Annotated in this window: 23 protein-coding genes; 22 read left to right on the forward strand and 1 reads right to left on the reverse strand. The window is 57.3% G+C overall.

Going from position 1 to position 20,970, the window contains the following annotated elements; genetic code table 11:
• Window positions 1-6 precede the first annotated feature (6 nt).
• The 3 genes from rseP (at window position 7) to R6V78_RS05670 (ending at window position 5,291) form a co-directional block, all read left to right on the forward strand.
• Complete coding sequence (gene rseP / locus R6V78_RS05660) at window positions 7-1,371, forward strand: RIP metalloprotease RseP (RefSeq protein ID WP_410288361.1); 1,365 nt, start codon at window positions 7-9, stop codon at window positions 1,369-1,371.
• Window positions 1,372-1,476: 105 nt separating this feature from the next.
• Entirely contained in the window at window positions 1,477-4,473 is a 2,997-nt protein-coding gene (locus tag R6V78_RS05665) for an AIR synthase-related protein (protein ID WP_410288362.1), read from the forward strand.
• Window positions 4,470-5,291: a phosphoribosylformylglycinamidine synthase subunit PurQ gene (locus R6V78_RS05670; protein WP_410288363.1), complete on the forward strand. Its 822-nt coding sequence runs from the start codon at window positions 4,470-4,472 to the stop codon at window positions 5,289-5,291. Before R6V78_RS05665 ends, R6V78_RS05670 begins: the two co-directional genes overlap by 4 nt.
• 46 nt (window positions 5,292-5,337) lie before the next feature.
• On the opposite strand, the gene R6V78_RS05675 is transcribed toward R6V78_RS05670, so the two are convergent.
• Window positions 5,338-7,122, reverse strand: coding sequence for an ABC transporter ATP-binding protein (locus R6V78_RS05675; protein WP_410288364.1), 1,785 nt, complete (start codon window positions 7,120-7,122; stop codon window positions 5,338-5,340).
• A 334-nt stretch (window positions 7,123-7,456) separates the two neighbouring features.
• On the opposite strand from R6V78_RS05675, the gene R6V78_RS05680 reads away from it, so the two are divergent.
• The 19 genes from R6V78_RS05680 to R6V78_RS05770 all read left to right on the forward strand — a co-directional run bounded on the left by R6V78_RS05680 (window position 7,457) and on the right by R6V78_RS05770 (window position 20,798).
• Window positions 7,457-8,488 carry a hypothetical protein gene (locus R6V78_RS05680; protein WP_410288365.1) on the forward strand — a complete coding sequence of 344 codons (1,032 nt, stop codon included), beginning with the start codon at window positions 7,457-7,459 and terminating at the stop codon, window positions 8,486-8,488.
• Window positions 8,424-8,999, forward strand: coding sequence for an SIS domain-containing protein (locus tag R6V78_RS05685; RefSeq protein ID WP_410288366.1), 576 nt, complete (start codon window positions 8,424-8,426; stop codon window positions 8,997-8,999). Before R6V78_RS05680 ends, R6V78_RS05685 begins: the two co-directional genes overlap by 65 nt.
• On the forward strand, window positions 8,996-10,471 hold the full coding sequence (gene hldE, locus R6V78_RS05690; protein ID WP_410288367.1) for a bifunctional D-glycero-beta-D-manno-heptose-7-phosphate kinase/D-glycero-beta-D-manno-heptose 1-phosphate adenylyltransferase HldE: 1,476 nt from the start codon (window positions 8,996-8,998) through the stop codon (window positions 10,469-10,471). Before R6V78_RS05685 ends, hldE begins: the two co-directional genes overlap by 4 nt.
• A 22-nt stretch (window positions 10,472-10,493) precedes the next feature.
• Entirely contained in the window at window positions 10,494-10,661 is a 168-nt protein-coding gene (locus tag R6V78_RS05695) for a Trm112 family protein (protein WP_410288368.1), read from the forward strand.
• Between the two features lie 134 nt (window positions 10,662-10,795).
• Entirely contained in the window at window positions 10,796-11,329 is a 534-nt protein-coding gene (locus R6V78_RS05700) for a DUF4416 family protein (protein ID WP_410288369.1), read from the forward strand.
• Between the two features lie 52 nt (window positions 11,330-11,381).
• Window positions 11,382-12,251: a YicC/YloC family endoribonuclease gene (locus tag R6V78_RS05705; RefSeq protein WP_410288370.1), complete on the forward strand. Its 870-nt coding sequence runs from the start codon at window positions 11,382-11,384 to the stop codon at window positions 12,249-12,251.
• A gap of 1 nt (window position 12,252) precedes the next feature.
• Window positions 12,253-12,516 (forward strand): DUF370 domain-containing protein, encoded by a 264-nt coding sequence (locus tag R6V78_RS05710; protein ID WP_410288371.1) that lies wholly within the window; start codon window positions 12,253-12,255, stop codon window positions 12,514-12,516.
• Window positions 12,513-13,109 carry a guanylate kinase gene (gmk, locus tag R6V78_RS05715; protein ID WP_410288372.1) on the forward strand — a complete coding sequence of 199 codons (597 nt, stop codon included), beginning with the start codon at window positions 12,513-12,515 and terminating at the stop codon, window positions 13,107-13,109. The genes R6V78_RS05710 and gmk overlap by 4 nt, the downstream gene beginning before the upstream one ends.
• A gap of 1 nt (window position 13,110) precedes the next feature.
• Complete coding sequence (gene rlmB / locus R6V78_RS05720; RefSeq protein WP_410288373.1) at window positions 13,111-13,923, forward strand: 23S rRNA (guanosine(2251)-2'-O)-methyltransferase RlmB; 813 nt, start codon at window positions 13,111-13,113, stop codon at window positions 13,921-13,923.
• 34 nt (window positions 13,924-13,957) lie between these two features.
• Window positions 13,958-15,181, forward strand: coding sequence for an isocitrate dehydrogenase (NADP(+)) (icd, locus tag R6V78_RS05725; protein WP_410288374.1), 1,224 nt, complete (start codon window positions 13,958-13,960; stop codon window positions 15,179-15,181).
• Between the two features lie 4 nt (window positions 15,182-15,185).
• Entirely contained in the window at window positions 15,186-15,986 is an 801-nt protein-coding gene (locus R6V78_RS05730; protein WP_410288375.1) for a hypothetical protein, read from the forward strand.
• 140 nt (window positions 15,987-16,126) lie between these two features.
• Window positions 16,127-16,921 (forward strand): peptidoglycan editing factor PgeF, encoded by a 795-nt coding sequence (gene pgeF / locus R6V78_RS05735; protein WP_410288376.1) that lies wholly within the window; start codon window positions 16,127-16,129, stop codon window positions 16,919-16,921.
• Between the two features lie 4 nt (window positions 16,922-16,925).
• Window positions 16,926-17,723, forward strand: a complete 798-nt coding sequence (locus R6V78_RS05740) for a dihydroorotate dehydrogenase electron transfer subunit (protein WP_410288377.1) — start codon at window positions 16,926-16,928, stop codon at window positions 17,721-17,723.
• Between the two features lie 120 nt (window positions 17,724-17,843).
• A complete protein-coding gene (locus R6V78_RS05745; RefSeq protein ID WP_410288378.1) occupies window positions 17,844-18,062 on the forward strand; it encodes an AtpZ/AtpI family protein in 219 nt (72 codons plus the stop codon).
• Between the two features lie 44 nt (window positions 18,063-18,106).
• Complete coding sequence (locus tag R6V78_RS05750) at window positions 18,107-18,475, forward strand: ATP synthase subunit I (RefSeq protein WP_410288379.1); 369 nt, start codon at window positions 18,107-18,109, stop codon at window positions 18,473-18,475.
• Between the two features lie 2 nt (window positions 18,476-18,477).
• Entirely contained in the window at window positions 18,478-19,167 is a 690-nt protein-coding gene (gene atpB / locus R6V78_RS05755; RefSeq protein ID WP_410288380.1) for a F0F1 ATP synthase subunit A, read from the forward strand.
• Between the two features lie 136 nt (window positions 19,168-19,303).
• The gene (atpE, locus tag R6V78_RS05760) at window positions 19,304-19,585 is read left to right on the forward strand and encodes an ATP synthase F0 subunit C (protein ID WP_410288381.1); all 282 of its coding nucleotides are present in this window, start codon (window positions 19,304-19,306) and stop codon (window positions 19,583-19,585) included.
• A gap of 156 nt (window positions 19,586-19,741) precedes the next feature.
• Window positions 19,742-19,996 (forward strand): hypothetical protein, encoded by a 255-nt coding sequence (locus R6V78_RS05765; RefSeq protein WP_410288382.1) that lies wholly within the window; start codon window positions 19,742-19,744, stop codon window positions 19,994-19,996.
• Window positions 19,997-20,057: 61 nt separating this feature from the next.
• Window positions 20,058-20,798 carry a reverse transcriptase domain-containing protein gene (locus R6V78_RS05770; protein ID WP_410288383.1) on the forward strand — a complete coding sequence of 247 codons (741 nt, stop codon included), beginning with the start codon at window positions 20,058-20,060 and terminating at the stop codon, window positions 20,796-20,798.
• The last annotated feature ends 172 nt before the right edge of the window (window positions 20,799-20,970 follow it).

Consider the following 20,970-nt stretch of genomic DNA (forward strand, 5'->3'; position numbering starts at 1 on the left):
TCGCCTATGACCACTAGCATTTTTGCCTTTATCATCGTCCTCGGCATTCTTATTTTCTTTCATGAACTGGGCCATTTTCTTGTTGCCAGACTGTTCGGTGTCGGGGTTGAGAAGTTCTCCTTGGGGTTCGGGCCACGCTTGTTGGGCAAGACCGTGGGAATGACCGACTACCGGATCTCCGCCATCCCGCTGGGGGGGTACGTCAAGATGGTGGGTGATGAACCCGATGCCGAACTTGACCCGGCGATGATACCCTATTCGTTCACCCACAAGCATGTGTTCAAGAAGATCATGATTGTGGCCGCCGGTCCATTTTTCAACCTGCTTCTGGCGGTTATCATCTATGCCGGCTTTTTCTACTTCATCGGCACCGAGGATATCCGCCCGGTCGTCAACCATGTTGCCGCCGATAGTCCGGCGGCCCGCGCTGGCCTGCACAACGGTGATGTGGTTGTTGCCGTCAACGGGTCCAAGGTGGCCTCCTGGGGTGGCATCAACCGCCTGATCGCCGAGGGCAGGGGTGCCGAGGTGCGCATCACGGTCAACCGTGATGATTCCCGGTTCGATGTCGCCGTCACCCCCCAGACCAAGGTCGCCAAGGACATCCTGGGAGACGATGCGCCATACTACGACGTCGGCTTCTCCGGACTGGCACCCTTGAAGGCCCTGGTCGGAGAAGTCGCCGAGGGTTATCCGGCCCAAAAGGCCGGTATGCAGAAGGGGGATCTGATCGTCGCCATCAACGATCGCCCGGTGGACAGCTGGAATACGATGAAAGAGATTATCTCTCAAAGCAAGGGAGAGCCTATGGATGTGCGGGTGCTCCGCGGGGAGGAAACCCTCGCTTTAGAGATCGTTCCGGTCCTGTACAGTGAGGAAAACATACTCGGGGAGAAGGTGGACAGCTACCGGATCGGAATTTCCACAGCGGGCATCGATATCCCCGAAGCGGATCGTATCACCCTTAAGCGGGGCCCCTTTCAAGCAATCGCTGAAAGTATCGATCAAACCTACCAGATCTCCAGGCTGACCCTTTTGAGCATCGGTAAACTGATCAAGGGGACTGTTTCCACCAAGACCCTGGGCGGCCCGATCATGATTGCGGAGATGGCCGGGCAGCAGGCCAAAGAAGGGATCGTCAATTTGGTCTTTTTCATCGCCGTGCTGAGCATCAACCTTGCCGTGCTCAACTTCCTGCCCATTCCGGTCCTCGATGGCGGCCATCTGATGTTCTTTTTCATCGAGGCGGTCATTGGTCGACCGATCAACATACGCATGCGCGAAATCGCCCAGCAGGCCGGCATTTTTGTCCTGATCATGTTGATGATTTTTGTGTTTTACAATGACATCGTGCGTGTTTTTTCCAACTGAACAGTTCAATGCTGAATTATGGATTTTCAAATTTGAACGAAGGCATTCCATCGATGCACACATAGTCAGAATTCATTTAAAATTCAAATTTATATCGGGTAAGCCATGCCGCAACGAATTGAAATCACCCTGAGAGAAGATCTTCTGGATGCAGAGGGACAGTCCCTTCGCCATAAGGCCAAAAACTATTTTGACATCGATCTGCATCAGGTGCGCGCCATTCATATCGTCACCATCGATGCGGAACTGACGGTCGGCCAGGTTGAACGGATCCGCACGGAGATCCTGACCAACCCGGTGACCCAGGTGTCATCCCTGCAGCCCCTGGATGTGGATTTCGATTGGGTCATCTGGGTCGGATTCCGCCCCGGTGTCCGTGACAATCCCGGGGCCACCGCCGTCGAGGCAGTGGAAGACCTGCTGCGCATGCGGTTTAAACCCGGTGAAGCCATATACACGTCCAAACGGTATTGTCTGAAAGGGGGCGGTGTTACCCGACGGGATGCTGAAAAAATTGCCGGGGAACTGCTGGCCAACGACATCATCCAGCAATGGGCGGTGTATGACCAAAGCAAGTGGGATCCGGCAGAAGGTATCGGGTTTATCATTCCCAGGGTGATTCTCAACCATCAGCCCGAGGTGGCCACACTTGCCATTGACAGCGACGAGACCCTGGCCCGCCTCAGCGATGAGCGCAGCCTGTCCCTCAACCCCAAAGATATCCCCACCATCCGAGCCTATTTCCTAAAGCCGGATGTACAGCGGCAACGCCGGCAGGTATCGCTTTCAGATCCCACGGATGTGGAACTGGAATATATCTCCCAGGCGCGCAGCGATCACTGCAATCACAACACCTTCGGCGGTCGGTTTCACTATCGGGATTTAGGGACCGGGGAAACACAGACCATCGACAGCCTGTTCAAGACCTATATCCAAGGCCCCACCCTGGCTCTCAAAGCCAAAAAACCGTGGGTGATTTCCGTGTTGTGGGACAATGCGGGGGTGGGGCGTTTCGACGATGGTCACAACTATGTCATTACCGGTGAAACCCACAACTCGCCCTCCAACATGGAAGCCTACGGCGGCGCCATCACCGGCATCGTAGGTATTTACCGCGATCCCATGGGCACCGGCAAGGGCTCCCGGCTGATCATGGGCAGCTACGGCTATTGTGTCGGGCCGCGCGATTACGCCGGAGATCTCAAACCGCGGCTGCACCCCAGACGACTGCTGGACGGCGTCATCGAAGGGGTGCGCGACGGCGGCAACAAGAGCGGAATTCCCACGCCCTTCGGACAGGTCATGTTTCATCCGGGATACCTTGGAAAATGTCTGGTGTTCGTTACGGCCCTTGGGATCATGCCGGCCGAAATCAACGGGGAACCGTCTGACCAAAAGACCATCCTGCCCGGCGATCTGGCCGTGATGTGTGGCGGTCGGGTGGGCAAGGACGGCATTCACGGCGTGACGGCCTCTTCGGCCATGTTTTCCAGGCACACTCCGGCTGGACACGTTCAAATCGGCGATCCGTATACCCAGAAAAAGATGCACGATTTTCTCCTGCAAGCCCGTGATGAAGGACTGATCCGCTTTATTACCGACAACGGCGGCGGTGGGCTCTCCTCTTCCATCGGCGAGAGTGCGCTTTTTTCCAACGGATGTGACGTTCAACTGGAAAAAGTGCCCTTAAAATATGACGGTCTGGACCAGTGGGAGATCTGGATCTCCGAATCCCAGGAGCGCATGACCGTGGCCATTGATCCCAGGCATATCGACCGTTTCATGGCGCTGTCCCGGCAGCATGCCGTCGAGAGCACGGTCATCGGCACCTACACCGACACCGGTAAACTTCACATTACCTACAACGCAGCCACCTGTGCCTTTGTCGATCTGGACCTGCTTACATCCGCCTTTCCCCAGTGGGAGTTCGAGGCCGTCTGGCAACCGCCGGCGCTGCGGGGTCTAAACGAGCCTGTTTTGGGCCTTGCGGAAAATTACACGACCCTGATTCTGGATATGCTGGCGCGGCCGAACATCTGTTCCAAGGAGTGGGTCTGCCGCCAGTACGACCATGAGGTCCAGGGATCCAGCGTGATCAAGCCCCTGATCGGGGTCGGGCGGGATGTGCCCACCGATGCGGCCGTGATCCGCCCGGTGCTGGCATCCCAGCGCGGGCTGGTTTTCTCCCAGGCGCTGATTCCCATGTATTCGGCCATCGACGCCTATCACATGACCACCTGCACCATTGATGAAGCCGTGCGCCGGGCCATCGCCGTGGGTGGGGATCCGAACCACCTCGGCGGTGTGGACAATTTCTGCTGGCCCAACATCCAGTACGATCCGCTGAAAAATCCCGACGGGAGGCATAAAGCCGCCCAATTGGTGCGTTCGTGCCAGGCGCTCGCAACGATTTGTCTGGCCTATGGCATTCCACTGCTGTCGGGCAAGGATTCCATGTACGTGGACGGCCATCTGCCCGGCCGTTATGGTGAAACCCATAAGGTTTCGGCCCTGGAGACACTCCAGTTCTCCGTTACTGGCGTCGTCGAGGACGTCGGCCAATGCCTCACCATGGATTGCAAGGTGTCCGGTGATCTGGTCTGGGTCGTTGGAATAACCAAAAACGAGCTGGGAGGGTCGGAGTATTATGCACACCTGGGACACCTGGGGCTGAATGTTCCCGTTGTCGATCCGGAGGGGTTTTCAACCTGCTATCGTGCCATGGCCAAGGCGGTGAAGAACGGATTGCTGGCCTCTTGCCACGGCGTTTATCGCGGCGGATTGGCTGTGCACCTGGGGCTGGTTGCCATGGGCGGTGAATTGGGAATGACGGTCGACCTGGGCAAGGTCCCGTCGCAAGGGGTCGATCGGGATGATGTCCTGCTGTTTTCGGAAAGTGCCGGCCGGTTCATCGTTACCGTGGCACCCGGCAACCGGGAGGCCTTCGAAACCCACTTTGCCGGACTGCCCGCAGCCTGCGTGGGCCAGGTGATCGAAGCGCCGCAATTGAAAATCACCGGTATGCACGGCAAAGGCCTGGTGACATTGAGCGTAGAACAGATGAAGGCGGCCTGGAAAAGGCCCTTTGGGGATTTGATATGAGCACAAAACCGAACGTACTGGTGCTGACGGGTTTCGGCCTCAACTGTGACCATGAAACGGCTTATGCCTTTGAGCTTGCCGGCGCCGTGGCCCATCGGGTTCACATCAATGCTTTAATCGCCGGGGACGCGCACCTGGATGATTTTCAGATCCTGGCTTTTGGTGGTGGATTCAGCTGGGGAGACGACCATGGTGCCGGAGTGATTCAATCCCTGCGCCTGAAGACCAGCATCGGCGACCGTCTGCTCGATTTCGTGGCCGCGCAGAAACTGATCATCGGCATCTGCAATGGATTCCAGACCCTTGTCAACCTGGGTCTGCTGCCGGGGATCGATGGCGACTACACCCGGCGATCCGTGGCTCTGACCTGGAACGACTGCGGAAACTTTCGCGATCAGTGGGTGCGCGTGAAGATCAACCCCGATTCGCCGTGTGTTTTTACCAAGGGGTTGCAACACATCGATTTGCCGGTCCGGCATGGTGAAGGTAAGTTTTATGCGGAAAGGGAGACCCTGCAAGCATTGGTGGACCATCACCAGGCCACCCTTTACTATGCCATGCCGGACGGCCAATTGGCCGGCGGCGTGTTTCCGCAGAACCCCAACGGATCCTTGCTTGACATTGCCGGTATCTGCGATCCCAGCGGGCTCGTATTCGGCCTGATGCCGCACCCGGAAGCCTACAACCATTTTACCAATCATCCGGATTGGACGCGGCAGTTGGAAACGGAAAAAAGAGCAGGGGTGACCGGTCAGAACCGGACGGGTGAGGGGATCCGGATTTTTGAAAATGCCGTGGCTTATTTTGATGGCTTCTAAAGGTTCACGATGGATGCAACGGGCAGCGGATCCTGAAGCGTTATGATCAGGCCTTATTCCGTGGTGGATGGGTCCCCCTATCCTGGTTGCCTCCGTATTGCATCCGATAAAGTTTATCGTACTCACCATTGCGGGAAAGCAATGACGCGTGCGTGCCTTCTTCAACGATATTCCCGTTCACGATAACGGCAATCCGATCGGCGCCGGCAATGGTTGACAGCCGGTGGGCGATCACTACGGTGGTTCGTCCATGCATCAGGTTTTCCAGCGCCTTCTGGACGATGCCTTCGGCTTCGGAATCCAGGGAAGACGTGGCTTCATCAAGAATCAGAATAGGCGCGTTCTTGATCAATGCCCTGGCGATGCACAGACGCTGTTTTTCCCCGCCGGAAAGCCTTCCGCCCAACTCGCCGATCATCGTATCGTATCCATTTGGATAACGGAGAATGAAATCATGGGCAAATGCGGCTTTGGCCGCGGCAACGATTTGATCCTCCGTGGCATCCGGCCGGCCATAGGCGATGTTGTCGCGAACCGTTTCATTGAATAAAATGGGCTCTTGGGTGACGATGGCAATCTGACGGCGAAGGTCAGCCACGGCAATTTCGCGGACGTCGATGCCGTCGATGCGGATGTGGCCGCCGGTAACATCAAAAAAGCGCGGAATCAGGTTGGCAATGGTGCTCTTGCCCCCGCCGCTCATGCCCACCAGGGCCAGCACCTGCCCTTTGTCTATGCGCAGGTCGATGCCTTTGAGTACATCTTTCTCACCGTAGCTGAAATGGACCGCTTCAAACCGCACTTCATGGGGGCCGGGAATGATCGGGACGGGCGAATCCGGGTCGCGGATGTCGGAGGGGGTCTCGATAATATCGAAAACCCGATCTGCAGCGGCCAGCCCCTGCTGGATGGCGTTGTTCAGGTGGCTCAGTTTTCTGACCGGATCATAAAGGAGCAGAACACATGCCAGAAAGCTCATGAATGTGCCTGGCGTGGTCTTGCCGTCAATGACCTCCGATCCACCGTACCAGATGACGAAAGCAATCCCCAGGCCGCCGAAAAATTCCATGATGGGCGATGACAGCGCGCGAACTTTAACCCCTTTGATCTCTAAATTGAAGAGCCGCTGGGTTTGGTCGAAGAAACGCTGCTTTTCGTGCTGCTCCATGCTGAAGGCCTTGACGATTTTGTTGCCGGCGAAGGTTTCGTGCAAAAATGCATTCAGTTCGGCCATGGCCTGCTGGCAGCCGGTGCTCACCCGCCGGACCTTTCGCCCCAGGATGAAGATCGGCCAGAAGGCCACCGGCAAAATAAAAAAGGCAATGATTGCCATGCGCCAGTTCTGATAAAAGATCACCGCCGTCAGGCCGACGATGGTTGCGACATCACGCAATGAACCGGTAACGGCCGTGGATACCATCGCTTTGAGAATATTTACATCATTGGTAATCCGCGACATGAGGGTGCCGGTGCGTTCTTTCTGGAAGAAGGCCAGCGAGAGATCCTGAATACGGTCGTAAAGCTGGTTGCGCAAGCGGCGAATGATGTCTTCGCCGACGAAATTCATGAAATATTCCTGGCCGTAGCGACCCAGGCCGTTGACCATAAAGATGACAATCACCAACAGGGGCAGCAGCAGCAGCCCGGTGGTATCCTTGTTGACGAAGATATCGTCGATCACCGGTTTGATCATGTATCCCATTGCGGTGGTGGCGCCGGATATCATCAAACTAGATCCTGCGGCGAGAACCAGGCGGGCGCTGTTTTTTTTGACCAGGGACAAGATCTGCCGATGTCGGTCCTTTAGATTTATGGTCGAGAAAGGTTTCACACGCGTTTTTCCTTTTTTCTGTCAACGCCGGCAGCGCTTGAACCTTGCGATCAGGTGCATTGCCCGTGCGGTATGCCTGGGGGGCTGCAACCAAGCGTGCCCGCTATTTACCCCATGGGATGCTTTTTGTAAACGATGGGCTTGAAAACGGAATCAAGGACGGTGGTGGCGTCCATGAAAATGTGAATCGGGTTCTTGGATAGCCATTGCCAATCCATACCCGGCATTATATAAAACCAGCATTTAAATGCAAATCTTAACCTATCCATCAGGCTGCCCTGACAGGCCAGATGTTGCTTGGGCTGTGCGGGAGAACAGGGTTGGGAGAAGAATCATGCCCCATGCAGAACTCGACCTTTCTGCCATCAAGACCTATAAGGGATCCCACAGGCCCTCAAAGGTGACGACGACGCTCGAAGGCAGACCCCTGAGACCGGGCATGCGGTTTGCAGCATTTTTGGAAGGTCTGCCGGCAGTTTTGAAAGCGGATGAACTAAAGGCCGTCGCCAGAGCCGTGGTGGGTGCCAGACAGCTGGGGAAACCGGTGGTGGTCATGTTCGGCGGCCATGTCATCAAAACCGGTTGTGCACCGGTACTGGCTGGACTGGCTGCCGACGGCTTTATCACCCATCTGGCATCCAACGGCGCTGCGGCCATTCACGATACGGAGCTGGCCCGCTTCGGCCACACCTCCGAAGACGTGGCCGCCCAGCTGGAAGACGGCTCCTTCGGGATGGCAGCGGACACGGCCCTTCTGGTCAATGATGCCGCCAGGCGGTCTGCCGCCGGTCGGGAAGGGTTTGGCGAGGCGGTGGGGGCGCTCCTGTTGGAAGAAAATGGACCCCATGTCCAGCGCGCTTTGATTGCCCGCGCCCATCAGTTGAAGATTCCCTATACCCTCCACGTGGCCTTGGGAACCGATATCGTCCATCAGCACCCCACGGCCAGCGGTGCAGCCATCGGTGAGGCCTCGCTCAGGGATTTCAGGATTTTTGCCGCCAGTGTCTGCCGGCTGGGCGGCGGCGGCGTTGCAATCAACCTTGGCAGCGCGGTCATCATGCCGGAGGTATTTTTAAAGGCCCTTGCCGTGGGCCGCAACCTGGGCTACCCGGTCAAGGATTTCACCACGGCCAATTTTGACATGATTCAGCACTACCGTCCCGGCGTCAATGTGGTCCAGCGGCCGGTGCTGATCGGGGGCAGGGGATATGCGCTTACCGGTCACCACGAAATTATGATTCCCCTGCTTGCCGCAGCGATATATGAATACGCCCAAACCGAAATTGGAGATTGTCAACCCCATGCTGAGCAACCTGATCGATGCGCATGTGCGCTGTCTGGAAAATCTGAAAACCATCGCACCTGATCTGAAAAGGACCGGCGCGTTGCTTTTGCAGTGTCTGCTCTCCGGCGGTAAGCTATTGATCTGCGGCAACGGCGGCAGTGCCAGTGACGCTCAGCACTTTGCTGCCGAGATCGTGGGCCGGTTCGAGAAGGAGCGCCGGGCCTACCCGGCAGTTGCACTGTCCACGGATACGTCCATTCTCACCGCCGTGGGCAACGACTACGGCTATGATGAGGTGTTTGCCCGTCAGGTGGATGGTCTCGGCCGAGCCGGAGATTTACTCATGGGCATTTCTACATCCGGGAACTCCCCCAACGTCATCCGGGCCGTCAAGCGAGCCGGATCGCTGGGAGTGAAGACCGTCGGTCTCTTGGGCAACGACGGCGGAGCCCTGAAAGGGCTGGTCGACCAGGCCATCGTGGTGGATAGCGCCACCACGGCCCGAATCCAGGAGGCCCATATTTTCATTCTGCATTATTGGGCCGGGCAGATCGAGGATGGCTTGCCCCGGAACCCTGGAGTCCAATTGTGAGTCTCCTTCCATCAACCAATGATCTGGCCGGCCAGCTGGCCCGCACCACGGTTCTGGTGGTGGGGGATCTGATGCTGGACTGCTACTATTGGGGCGATGTGCACCGCATATCTCCGGAGGCACCGGTTCCGGTGGTCAAGGTGAATGAGAAGACCTTTTCCCTTGGCGGAGCGGGAAACGTCGCCGCCAACCTCTCCGGGCTGGGCTGCAGCGCGGCGGTCATCGGGCTCCTCGGCCAGGACACGGCATCAAACCGGGTCAAGGAGATGCTGAACGCTTTTCAAATAGCCGACCACAGTGTTGTGGATGCGCAGCGGCCTACGATCACCAAAACCCGGGTCATGGCCGGCAAACAGCAGGTGGTGCGTCTGGATGAGGAGGACGGCAGCGATGTCGGCAGCGCGACGGCCGAGCGGATTTTATCGGCAGCCACCGAACTGCTTCCCCGTGTGAAGGCGGTTATCCTGTCAGATTACGGCAAGGGCATGTTTGCGTCGCGTGATTTCACCCAGACGTTGATCCAGGCCTGCAAAAAAATGGGCGTTCCCCTCCTCATCGACCCCAAGGGCAGGCACTGGGAACGGTATGCCGGCGCCACCTGCATCACGCCCAATTCGGCCGAACTGGAACTGGTCGCCAGCAGCCCGGTCAAGACGGAACGTGATCTGATTCCCGTCGCCCAAGACCTTCACCGGCACCTGGCCCTGGACTGGCTGTTGGTTACCCGGGGACCCAAGGGGATGGCCCTGTTCGGCAAGGATGCTCCGCCGGTTATGATTGCTGCCCAGGCCAGAGAGGTGTTCGATGTGTCCGGTGCCGGAGATACGGTTATCGCCACCCTGGCGGCTTGCGTGGCAGCGGGATTGAATTTCAGTCAAGCGGCTTCCGTGGCCAATACGGCCGCAGGCATTGTTGTGGGCAAGCTGGGCACCCAGCCCGTGCGATGGGTTGAATTGGGGCAGGCACTGGTAGAAGCATCCCGGCGCAAGCCGGCCCCCGCCTTGTGGAAAGTGGCCGATCTCCAGGAGGCCTCGGAGCGGCTCATGCGGTGGCGCCAGGCCGACCAGCGGATTGTTTTTACCAATGGCTGTTTTGATCTGCTCCATCCCGGCCATGTGAGTCTGCTCAACCAGGCCCGCCATCTGGGGGACCGGCTGATAGTGGGATTAAACACGGACGCATCCATCAGGCGGCTCAAGGGCGCACAGCGACCCATCCTTCCGGGTCATGACCGGGCCGCCATCCTCAGTGCCCTCGAGGATGTCGACATGGTGGTTTTTTTTGACGAAGACACCCCTTTGACCCTCATCGAGCAGCTCAAGCCGGACATTCTGGTCAAAGGGGCGGATTACCGAATAGCGGACGTGGTCGGCAAGGCGATTGTCGAAGCGTATGGTGGCCGGGTATGTCTGGTGGACATCCTCCCGGGGCACAGCACCAGCGCCATTGCCCGCAAACTTTCCGCAAAGTAAAAATCAAAACAAGGAGTAAATGATGGCCATCAACCAGGAACTGCTTGATATTCTCGCCTGCCCCCAATGCAAGGGTGAAATCCGCCTCAACGACGCCAAAGACGGCCTGATCTGTGAGGCGTGCCGGCTGGTGTACGAAATTCGCGATGACATTCCCATCATGCTGATCGACGAGGCCAAGCCATTTTGAAAATGGTTCCGGCGCGTCGCCTGTTCTCATAAGCGAAGCGTTGCTGGACTCGCGACGAGTAGAAGCAATCATATTTATAAGTTGAGATTGGAACATCCATGCTGGACGTTTATCTTTTACGTGGCCATTGAACCATGAGCCTGCCCCAAACCCCCAAACCAGCCAAGCTTGTCACGGGCTTTTTCGTCAGGGACAAGCGCCTTGCTGCAAAGATCGCGCAGGCGCTGGAGGAGCAGCTGGGCCCTGTGGACATGATCAGCCCATGGTTTAATTTTGATTTTACGACCTATTATGAACCGGAGATGGGTGCACCCTTGATCCGCCGGGTGATGGTTTTTAAATCACTGGTTGAACAGACCCGACTGGCTGCTGTCAAACAGATGACCAATGCGCTGGAACAAACGTATCAGCGTCAGGGCCGGCGCCGGGTGAATATCGATCCGGGGTATCTGCTTGCCGAACGGTTTGTCCTGGCCACCGGCAAGAATTTCACCCACCGGATTTACATTGGCCGGGGTATCTATGCGGATCTGACCCTGATCTATCAAAAAGGGTCTTTTCGCGCGCTGCCGTGGACCTACCCCGACTATGCCGACGGGTGCCTGATCGATTTTTTAACCCTGGTTCGAAGAAAATATATGCAGGATCTTAAGCGAATCGGGAATTGAGGCTTTTCGAATTACAGACAGTGGTGATTAGGGAGTCGCTATGATCAAAAGCATGACCGCCTATGCTCGGGCGGAAAATCAGACGCCGCCATACACCGTTCGTGTGGAAGTGCGTTCGTACAACAGCCGGCATCTGGACGTGGCCTTGAAACTAACCCATGGCTTCGAATCCCTGGAGGAGCGCATTAAAACCCTTGTTGGTGAAACCGTGTCCCGTGGGCGGGTGGATATCCGGGTGCAGATCCAGGATGAATCGGAAGGGGGCATCGGGTTTGATGTCAACCTGCCGCGGACGCGGGCCTACGTTGCGGCCTTGACACAGCTGCAACAAGCGCTGAATCTGAAAGAACAGCTTACCATTGAAACGGTAATGGCGGCGGGTGGCTTGATCCAGGCCGTGGAGGTGGAAAAGGACATGGATGCCGTATGGCCTCATCTGGCGCCCTGTCTCAAGTCGGCCATGGTCGACCTGGATGCCATGCGGCAGGTGGAAGGCGACAACATGGCCCAGGATTTCCGCCAGCGTCTGGATGCCATCGAGATCATGCTGGCGCAGATCGGAGACCAGGCCGCGCAGTTGCCCGCAATGGTTCGGCAGCGGCTGCAGGAGCGTATCGAGGCGCTTACCCATGGTGCCGTGGAAATCGATCAGACGCGCATCGCCCAGGAGGCGGCCCTGCTGGCCGACCGCAGCGATATTTCCGAAGAGATGGTGCGGGCCGCCAGCCACATCCAGCAGTTCAGGTCCCTGATGGCGGATGGCACGCCGGCCGGCAGACCATTGAATTTCCTGCTCCAGGAATTCAATCGTGAGTTTAACACGATGGGGTCCAAATCGGGAAATGCTGCCATGTCCCACATCATCGTGACGGTAAAATCGGAGCTCGAGAAGATGCGCGAGCAGGTTCAGAACGTGGAGTAGCATGGAAAAAAAACTGCTGAACATCGGTTTTGGTAACACGGTCGTGGCCGAACGGGTGGTGTCCATTGTTTCGCCCAACTCGTCGCCAATGAAGCGGCTTAAAGATGAAGCCCGCAATGAAAGGCACCTGGTGGACGCCACGCAGGGCCGCCGCACGCGGGCCATCATCATCATGGACAGCAATCACATTGTGCTGTCCGCCATCCAGTTCGAAACCATTTCCCAGCGTTTTGAAGACTTGAAAACGGAAAGTGATGGCAGATGACCGATTCGATTCAGAAAAAGCATGATGGTGGGAATGCGCCTGGCGGTCGACTCTTTGTGGTTTCCGCGCCATCCGGAGCCGGCAAAACCACGTTGTGCGAGGCGGCCCGCCGGCAATTGCCGCATCTGGTATACTCGGTGAGTTCGACCACCCGGACGCCCCGTGAGGGGGAGCAGGCGGGTAGAGACTACTTTTTTGTTACTGAGGCGCAATTCCGCGCGGGTATCGACGCCGGGCAGTGGGCTGAATGGGCCAAGGTTCACGACAACTATTACGGGACCTCCGCCCGGTTCATCCAAGATCATCTGGATGCCGGAAGGGATGTCCTGCTGGATATCGATGTTCAGGGCGCCGCACAGATTCTGCGACGCTACCCGGATGCACTGACCATTTTCATCATGGCGCCATCCATGGACGTCCTTCGCCAGCGGCTCAGCGCCAGAGGGCTGGACAGTGACGAGGTAATCGACAAGCGCATGCAGAACGCGCGATCCGAAATCGCCCGTCGCCCGATGTACCGGTACGTGGTGGTCAATGACGATCTGGACGCCGCCATCGACCGGTTTATCTCCATCTTAAAAAGAGGCGCCTGACATGACCCGAAAAATCAAGCAGCGGGGGTCGGCACCGGATACCCGGGAGATGCTCTTCGGCTTTCACCCGGTGATGGAGGCGCTGGCCGCCGGTCGGCGAACCATCCATACGTTGATGGTGGACCGTCCATCACTTTCAGAGCGTCAGGCCCGGGCCGTCGGTCTGGCGGAAAAGAGGGGGATTGCCTGGCAGACGGTCACCCCTGACCAGATGGGTGCGTTCACCGGAAGCGACCAGCACCAGGGCCTTGCCGCCGGCGTGTCTTCCCTGCCCATCGATTCCCTGGAATCGATCCTTGCCCGAACCGATCGAGGCGATGGTGCCTGCCTGCTGGTGCTTTTGGACAGCATTGTGGATCCGAACAATTTAGGGGCCATCGTACGCACGGCACACTGCGTGGGCGTCGATGCATTGGTGGTTCCGAAAGATCGTGCCGTCGGGGCGACCCCGGCGGTATCCAAGGCTTCAGCCGGTGCCTTGGAGCATACCCGCCTGTGTCGGGTGACCAATCTGGCCGGCACGATTCAATGGCTTAAAAAGCAGGGCGTCTGGGTGGTCGGGCTGGCCATGGAAGCGGAGCAGACGGTTTTCGAGGCGGACCTGAAAGGGTCTCTGGCCCTGGTTGTGGGTGGAGAGGAAAAGGGTCTCCGACCTCTGGTCCGGCAGTATTGTGATTATCTCGTATCTATCCCTCTGCTTGGCCGCGTGGACTCTCTGAATGCCTCGGCTGCCGCTGCCGTGGTGCTTTATGAAGCCTTTCGGCAGCGTCGGCTGGCAGGGTGGCCGCAATCAAGAGAACGGCATAAAATCTAGATTGGTTTTTATTTTTAATCAGGAGGAACCGCCCATGGGTAATTCAGTAACGATCCAAAAAAACAGTGACGGCACCCTTGATGTGCCGGACCATCCCGTCATTCCTTTCATCGAGGGTGACGGCATCGGCCCGGATATCTGGCGAGCCACCCGGTTGGTCATCGACGCGGCCGTTGAGAGAACCTTCCAGGGTGTTCGAAAGATTTCATGGATGGAGCTGCCCGTGGGAGAAAAGGGGTACCAGAAAACCGGAAATTTTCTGCCCCAGGAGGCCCTTGACGCCATTGAAGCCAATGTGGTGGCTATCAAAGGGCCGCTGACCACGCCCATCGGCAAGGGGATCCGCAGCCTCAACGTGGCCATCCGGCAGAAGCTCGATCTGTATGCCTGCGTTCGTCCGGTGCGTTATATCGAAACCGTTCCCAGCCCCATGAAACATCCGGAAAAAATCAACATGGTGGTGTTTCGGGAAAATACCGAAGACTTGTACGCCGGCATTGAGTGGGCCTCCGGAAGCGATGAGGCCCGAATGGTAACCGAATTTTTTAAATCGAAATTGGGCGTTGAACTGCCGCCCGCGTCCGGCATCGGTATCAAACCCATCAGCCCGGGCAACACCAAACGCCTGGTGGCCAGCGCCATCACCCATGCGTTGGAGAACGGTTTTCCCAGTGTGACCCTCATGCATAAGGGCAACATCATGAAGTTCACCGAGGGCGCCTTTGCCCAGTGGGGCTACCAGGTGGCCAAGGAGCGGTTTGGCGACCGGACGATCACCGAGGCCGAGCTCTATGACCGTTTCGACGGCAGGGCTCCCGAGGGAAAGGTTGTGATCAAGGACCGCATAGCGGACATGCTTTTCCAGCAGGTGCTGCTGCGGCCGGCTGAATACAGCGTGATCGCCACACCTAATCTCAACGGCGACTATATATCCGATGCCTTGGCCGCCCAGGTGGGTGGGTTGGGTATGGCGCCCGGAGCCAACATCGGCGACCGGTGTGCCGTATTTGAAGCGACCCACGGCACTGCCCCGAAATATACCGGGCTGGATAAGGTGAACCCCGGTTCACTGATTCTTTCCGGCGCCATGATGCTTGATTACCTGGGTTGGAAAGAGGCGGGAATGGCTGTTCGTGATGCCGTGCAAGCGGCCATCAAGGCCCGCCGGGTAACCTATGATCTGGCCCGGCAGATCGAGGGGGCGCAGGAAGTCAAATGTTCAGAGTTCGCTGCTGCCATTGTGGCACAGATGAAATAGGATCATGGCGTCGATTACGATCAGAGGGTTGCTCCATGGTTTGGGTAACGCCCTGTTTCCGGCCAAATGCCTCGCCTGCGGCCGGTTGTTTCAAAACGACGCGGGAGCGTCGCCCACGGTGGACGGTCCTTTCAAGGCCGACGCCATCGGGTTTGCTTCTGCGATGGAGCAAAGATGCTGTGTGCATTGCCGATATCAATGGACAGCGGTGGATTCGCCCCTGTGTTCCCGGTGCGGGATGGTGTTTAAAAGCCGCGAAGGCGGAGATCACCTGTGCGGCCGATGCCTGGATCGGCCAGGTGCGTTCAGCCGGGCGCGCGCAGCCGGTATTTACGATCAGACCCTGCGGGCCGCTATCCATGCACTCAAGTTCAAGGCAGCGGTGAACCTGGCCGATCCGCTGGGGGGGCTGCTGTTTGATACGTTCCAGCGTTACTGGGCGGTCGGCGACATCGATGTCGTGGCGCCTGTCCCCCTCCACAGGCACCGGTTCAGGAGAAGGGGATTCAACCAGGCCTACCTGCTCGTTCGGCGGTGGACACTGCCCGGTGAGACCATCATCGTACGTGATTTACTGGTGCGCACCCGGGCGACAGCACCCCAGACCGGCCTGGACAGCAGACGGCGGCGCATCAATATCAAAGATGCCTTTGCGGTGACCCGTCGCGGTCAAAGCGCCGGAAAACGCATACTGCTGGTCGATGACGTCTTGACCACCGGTGCTACGGCCGATGCCTGTGCGGCTGCCCTGGTTCGGGACGGCGCCAGACGGGTGGATGTGCTGACGTTGGCACGGGCACTTTAGGGCAGGCTTCGGCGCCTGGCCTGCTTATGGAAAATCATGCGGACCTGGGAAAACTGGATGGGCCCGGCGACCACAAGGGTGTGTCATTTCCGGAGAACCCATTCATGCGATTACCACTTGCGCGCACGTGAGGTGGTTGGTTGCAGCTGTTAAAAAGTGAGGAAAACTATTTTTTCCAGTTCAAGGCCCTTAACCGTTTTGATGGCCTGACCCACCTAATCGGATGCCGTACCGGAGGGATCAGCCAACCGCCTTTTGACAGCATGAATCTGAGTCAGAATGTGGGTGACGACCCGCAGTCGGTAGCGGCCAACCGCAGACGGCTTTGGCAAATGACCGGTGAAGGGATTCACATCTACACCCGCCAGAATCATGGTACTGCCATTCGAACCATCACCCGGCGAGCGATTCAATCCGGTCAAACGATCCTAACCGAATCGGAGCCGGCAGATGCCCTGATCACCGATCTGCCGGGGATTCGGTTGTTGATCCTCACGGCCGACTGCCAGGCGGTGATGCTTTTCGATCCACTCAACCGTGTGGTGGCCAACATCCACTGCGGCTGGCGTGGCAGTGTGGCCAATATCATCGGCGAGACTGTCTTGCGGATGCGCTCCGAATTCGGCTGCTATCCCGGCCAGATGCTTGCCGCCATCGGTCCTTCCCTGGGACCCTGCTGTGCCGAGTTTGTCAATTACAAACAAGAAATCCCTATCCATTTGTGGCCATTTCGCGTGGGATCCAACCATTTTGATTTCTGGCGCATCAGCCGGCATCAACTGGTCAGCGCCGGGTTATTAAATGGCAACGTGCATGCTGCCGGCATGTGCACGCGGTGTAATCCTCACCTGTTTTATTCTTACCGCGCGGCACGAAAAACAGGTCGTTTTGCCGCCTTGATCGGGATGAACGCATATATTGCTTCGGGGAAATGAAGGTATGATCACACAAGATACGATCGTATTGTGGAACCAGGTTCAAGCACCGGGTTATTACCGTATGGGGCTGGCCTGTGCAGCCGGTTTCGAAAGCGCCAGGCCCGGGCAGTTCATCATGCTCCGCACCGGAACCGAAGCCGTCCCGCTGCTCCGTCGCCCATTTTCCCTTCTGGGATTGATACGGGAAAAGGGAGTTGTGACCGGGATCGAGATCCTGTTTAAGGTCGTCGGAAAAGGAACCGAAAGATTGTCCCGCTGTCGCGAAGGCGACCGGTTGTCCGTCATCGGGCCGCTCGGAAACGCCTTTGCAGTACCCGACACCTGCCGCCAGCTGATCCTTGTCGCCGGCGGGGTCGGTGTGCCGCCCATCCGTTTTCTGGCCCAGTCACTGCTGGAACGGGAAGGAGGCTTCAACCGCTGTGTCGTGTTTGTCGGTGGCCGAACCCGGGATGACCTGGTCTGCATCACCGAATTCGATCTGCCTGGATTTTTAGTGGAGGTGACCACAGACGACGGCAGCCAGGGAAACCAGGGGTTGGTGACCCAGAGCCTCGAACGGGCGCTGGATGCGGGTCCGGCGGATCTTATCTGCGCCTGTGGACCATGGGGCATGCTCAAGGAGGTTGCCGCCATCGCCAGGGTGCGCAGCATCGCCTGCCAGGTCTCCATCGAGGCCATGATGGCCTGCGGAATGGGTGCCTGCCTTGGATGTGCCGTAGGCGTGTGCGACGACGATACACGCTACCGGCACGTCTGCATGGACGGTCCGATTTTCGAGGCTCAGCGGCTCAAGTGGTGATGATTTTCGGTTGTGCACATCCAATTTGACATTGACTTGATACCCCAGCCGTGTTATAGGCACGTATTCCGATCAGGGCCTGATCTGACGCCACTTTGCGGTCGGAGAAGGGTCAATCCCATGAAAAAAGAAACGCGAGTGTGGATACGAGAACTGGCTTATTATTCGAGCCTGGGTTTCTCCGTGTCATTCTCCATTTTCATCGGACTTGGGATCGGCGTTTACCTGGACAGGCGTTTGGACACAACACCCTGGCTGACGCTTGTTTTTTTGGGGTTCGGAATCGCCGCCGGATACCGCAACATTGGTCTGGCAATTAAAAAAAGCCGCAGGTTGTAACCCGTAACAGTGGAATGCCGACGACCGTGAATATTCAGCAGCGTATGCTCACATTCGTTACCCGATCCAACTGGGTGCTTCTGGCTGCGATTACCCTGCTGGGACTGCTGGCGGCCTCCCCGGCATTCGCCCGGGGCATGGTTTTTGGCGGACTCATCGTGACGATCAATTTTCACTTGCTGGCCAAAACGCTGATCAAGGCGCTGCGCCCCCGGCAGTTGATTTCACCCAACGTGGTTCTGGCCAAATATTACATCCGATTCACCATCAGCGGCGTGATCATTTTTTTGCTCATCAGCCAGCAGGTGGTGAACCCCATCGGTCTGTTCATCGGTCTTTCCGTCGTGGTGGCCAGCATCACCCTGGCCACTGCGGTTGAGTTTAAAAAACTATATTTCAAGGAGGCGGTCTAAGGATGGAGCATCCCTATCTGTTTTTCGTCAAGATTTTCGAAGCGATCGGGCTGGGGCATTTTGCCCACGTTTACCCGCATGTGGTCTACTCCTGGGTTCTTATGGCCATGTTGATCATTGCCGGCGCCCTGGCGACCAAAACCATCTCCATGATACCTGGAAAAGCCCAGAACCTGTTCGAAGTCATCGTATCCGGTATCGAGGAATTCATGGTGGAAACGGCCGGTGAAGAGGCCCGTTGGTTATTCCCCCTGGCGGCCACGATTTTCCTGTACATCTTTATCGGCAACCTGATCGGCATCGTTCCCGGGTTCTTTCCGCCCACCGCCAACCTGAACACCACGGCTTCCTGCGCCATTGTGGTGGTGGTGTTCACCCACATCATCGGCGTCAAATACCATGGTGCCGCTTACATCAAACACTTTATGGGGCCCGTCTGGTGGATGGCGCCGCTGATTTTTATTATCGAAGTCATCGGACATCTGGCGCGGATATTGTCGCTCTCTTTCCGTCTTTTCGGAAACATGATGGGACACGAGATCGTTCTGGCCATTCTCTTCGGCCTGGCAGGCGCCTTCTTTGCGCCTCTGCCGATTATGGCTCTGGGTATCTTCGTGGCCTTCGTGCAGGGGTTCGTTTTCTTTCTCCTGTCGATCATCTACTTCTCTGGGGCCATGGAACATGCCCATTGATGGGAAGCGTCAAGGGAAACCCGTCCATTCGCTGGTTAAGGATCAGACCGATTGGAAAATTGACTTGCGTTCAACTGGTTTGGGGTGACTGGAAGAAGCCCTAATTATCAATCTTTTAAAGGAGGTAGGGTAGGATATGGAAGCTCAAGCATTGCAGTTTTTTATCGCGTGTGTGACAGCAGCTGGTTTTGGGATCGCAGTGGCCGCCTTTGGTTGCGGTATTGCACAGGGCATGGGCCTTAAGTCGGCCGTTGAAGGCATCGCCCGGAACCCCGAATCTTCCGGTAAGGTCACCATTACCATGCTGATCGGTCTGGCCATGATCGAGTCTTTGTGTATTTATGCACTCGTTGTGGCACTGATCCTGATCTACGCGCATCCCCAGGCAGGAGCCATAGCCGCGCTGTTCGCAAAATAGTTCCTAACAGCCAAAGCAGTAATACCAAAAAGGCCGCAGCTTTACAGCTGTGGCCTTTTTGCGTTGTGCGCCCGGCAGGGCGCACTCACTTGGAGGTGCAAGTCCTCTACACACCCAACAGGGGGAAGTGTTAGCCGGACGGCAAGGGTGCCCATCGTGAGGTGGGATCTGAAGGAAGCCGCAGGCAAATCGCTGGCCCGACGAACAGAAATCGCATACGAGGCGCCCATGCTGGATGAGAAGGCAACTATCTTCAAAGTCCGATACCTGTGCGGAGAGCATGGACGTATATGCGGCGGGCATAAGCGTGAAGGTGGGTGCGCATTACCCGGGGAGATCTGCCGATCTGCCTTGTGCTACCGGCATCGCAAGGTGCCGGGATGGATTGGCAGAAGTCAGCCGACGGCATAGTAGGCTTACTCGACCCAGCCGAAGGCCTGAACATGTGTTACGGACAGGAGCTTTACTTTCGATGACCATTGAGATGCTGACCAATCGGGCTGGGATGCGCGATGCCCCGGCGGAGAGAGGCGGACGGAATCTGCCGATGGCCGCCGGTGGTGCGTCAAGTGGCACGGCAAGCAAAGGGCACACCTGTACGGGAATCGAGAATCTGATGGAAGCGGTGGTCGAGCGCGAGAATATGCGCAAGGCGTACAGGCGGGTGGTCGGCAATAAGGGTTGTGCAGGTATAGACGCCATGGGTGTTGACGACCTGAAGGCCCATTTGCAGTGCCACTGGCCGCGCATCAAAGAACAACTGCTGGCAGGCAGCTATCAACCGCAGCCGGTGCGTCGGGTGGAGATACCCAAACCTGGCGGCAAGGGGATGCGCAAGCTTGGTGTCCCCACGGTGGTTGACCGGCTGATCCAGCAGGCCATGCATCAAGTACTGAACCCTTTGTTCGATCCTGACTTTTCGGTTCACAGCTACGGATTTCGGCCGGGGCGCAGTGCCCATCAGGCGCTGCTTCAGGCCAAGGCCAATGTAGCGGACGGCAGGCGCTGGGTGGTGGATTTGGATCTGGAGAAGTTTTTCGATCGCGTCCACCATGATGTGCTGATGAGCCGCGTGGGACGAAAAGTCAGGGATAAGCGAGTGCTGGGCCTGATTCGCCGTTATCTGCAGGCAGGTATCATGGAAGGCGGACTGGTGAGTCAGCCGACCATGGGCACGCCTCAGGGCGGTCCACTCACGCCACGAACGCAATAGATAACCCGTAGGCAAGTTATCCTTGCCGGACAAACCTGAAGTTCCTGAAGTTTTGGTAATCGGGATTAAATGCCTGATTTTGATGGTGTTCTCATATACAAGGATCTCTTTAACCACCAAGCGAAGAATCTTTTGCCGTTCGAGCACCTCCAGTGTATCCGCCCGACTGCGC

This window comes from Desulfosarcina sp. (genome assembly GCF_046496365.1).
Taxonomy (GTDB): Bacteria; Desulfobacterota; Desulfobacteria; order Desulfobacterales; family Desulfosarcinaceae; genus Desulfosarcina.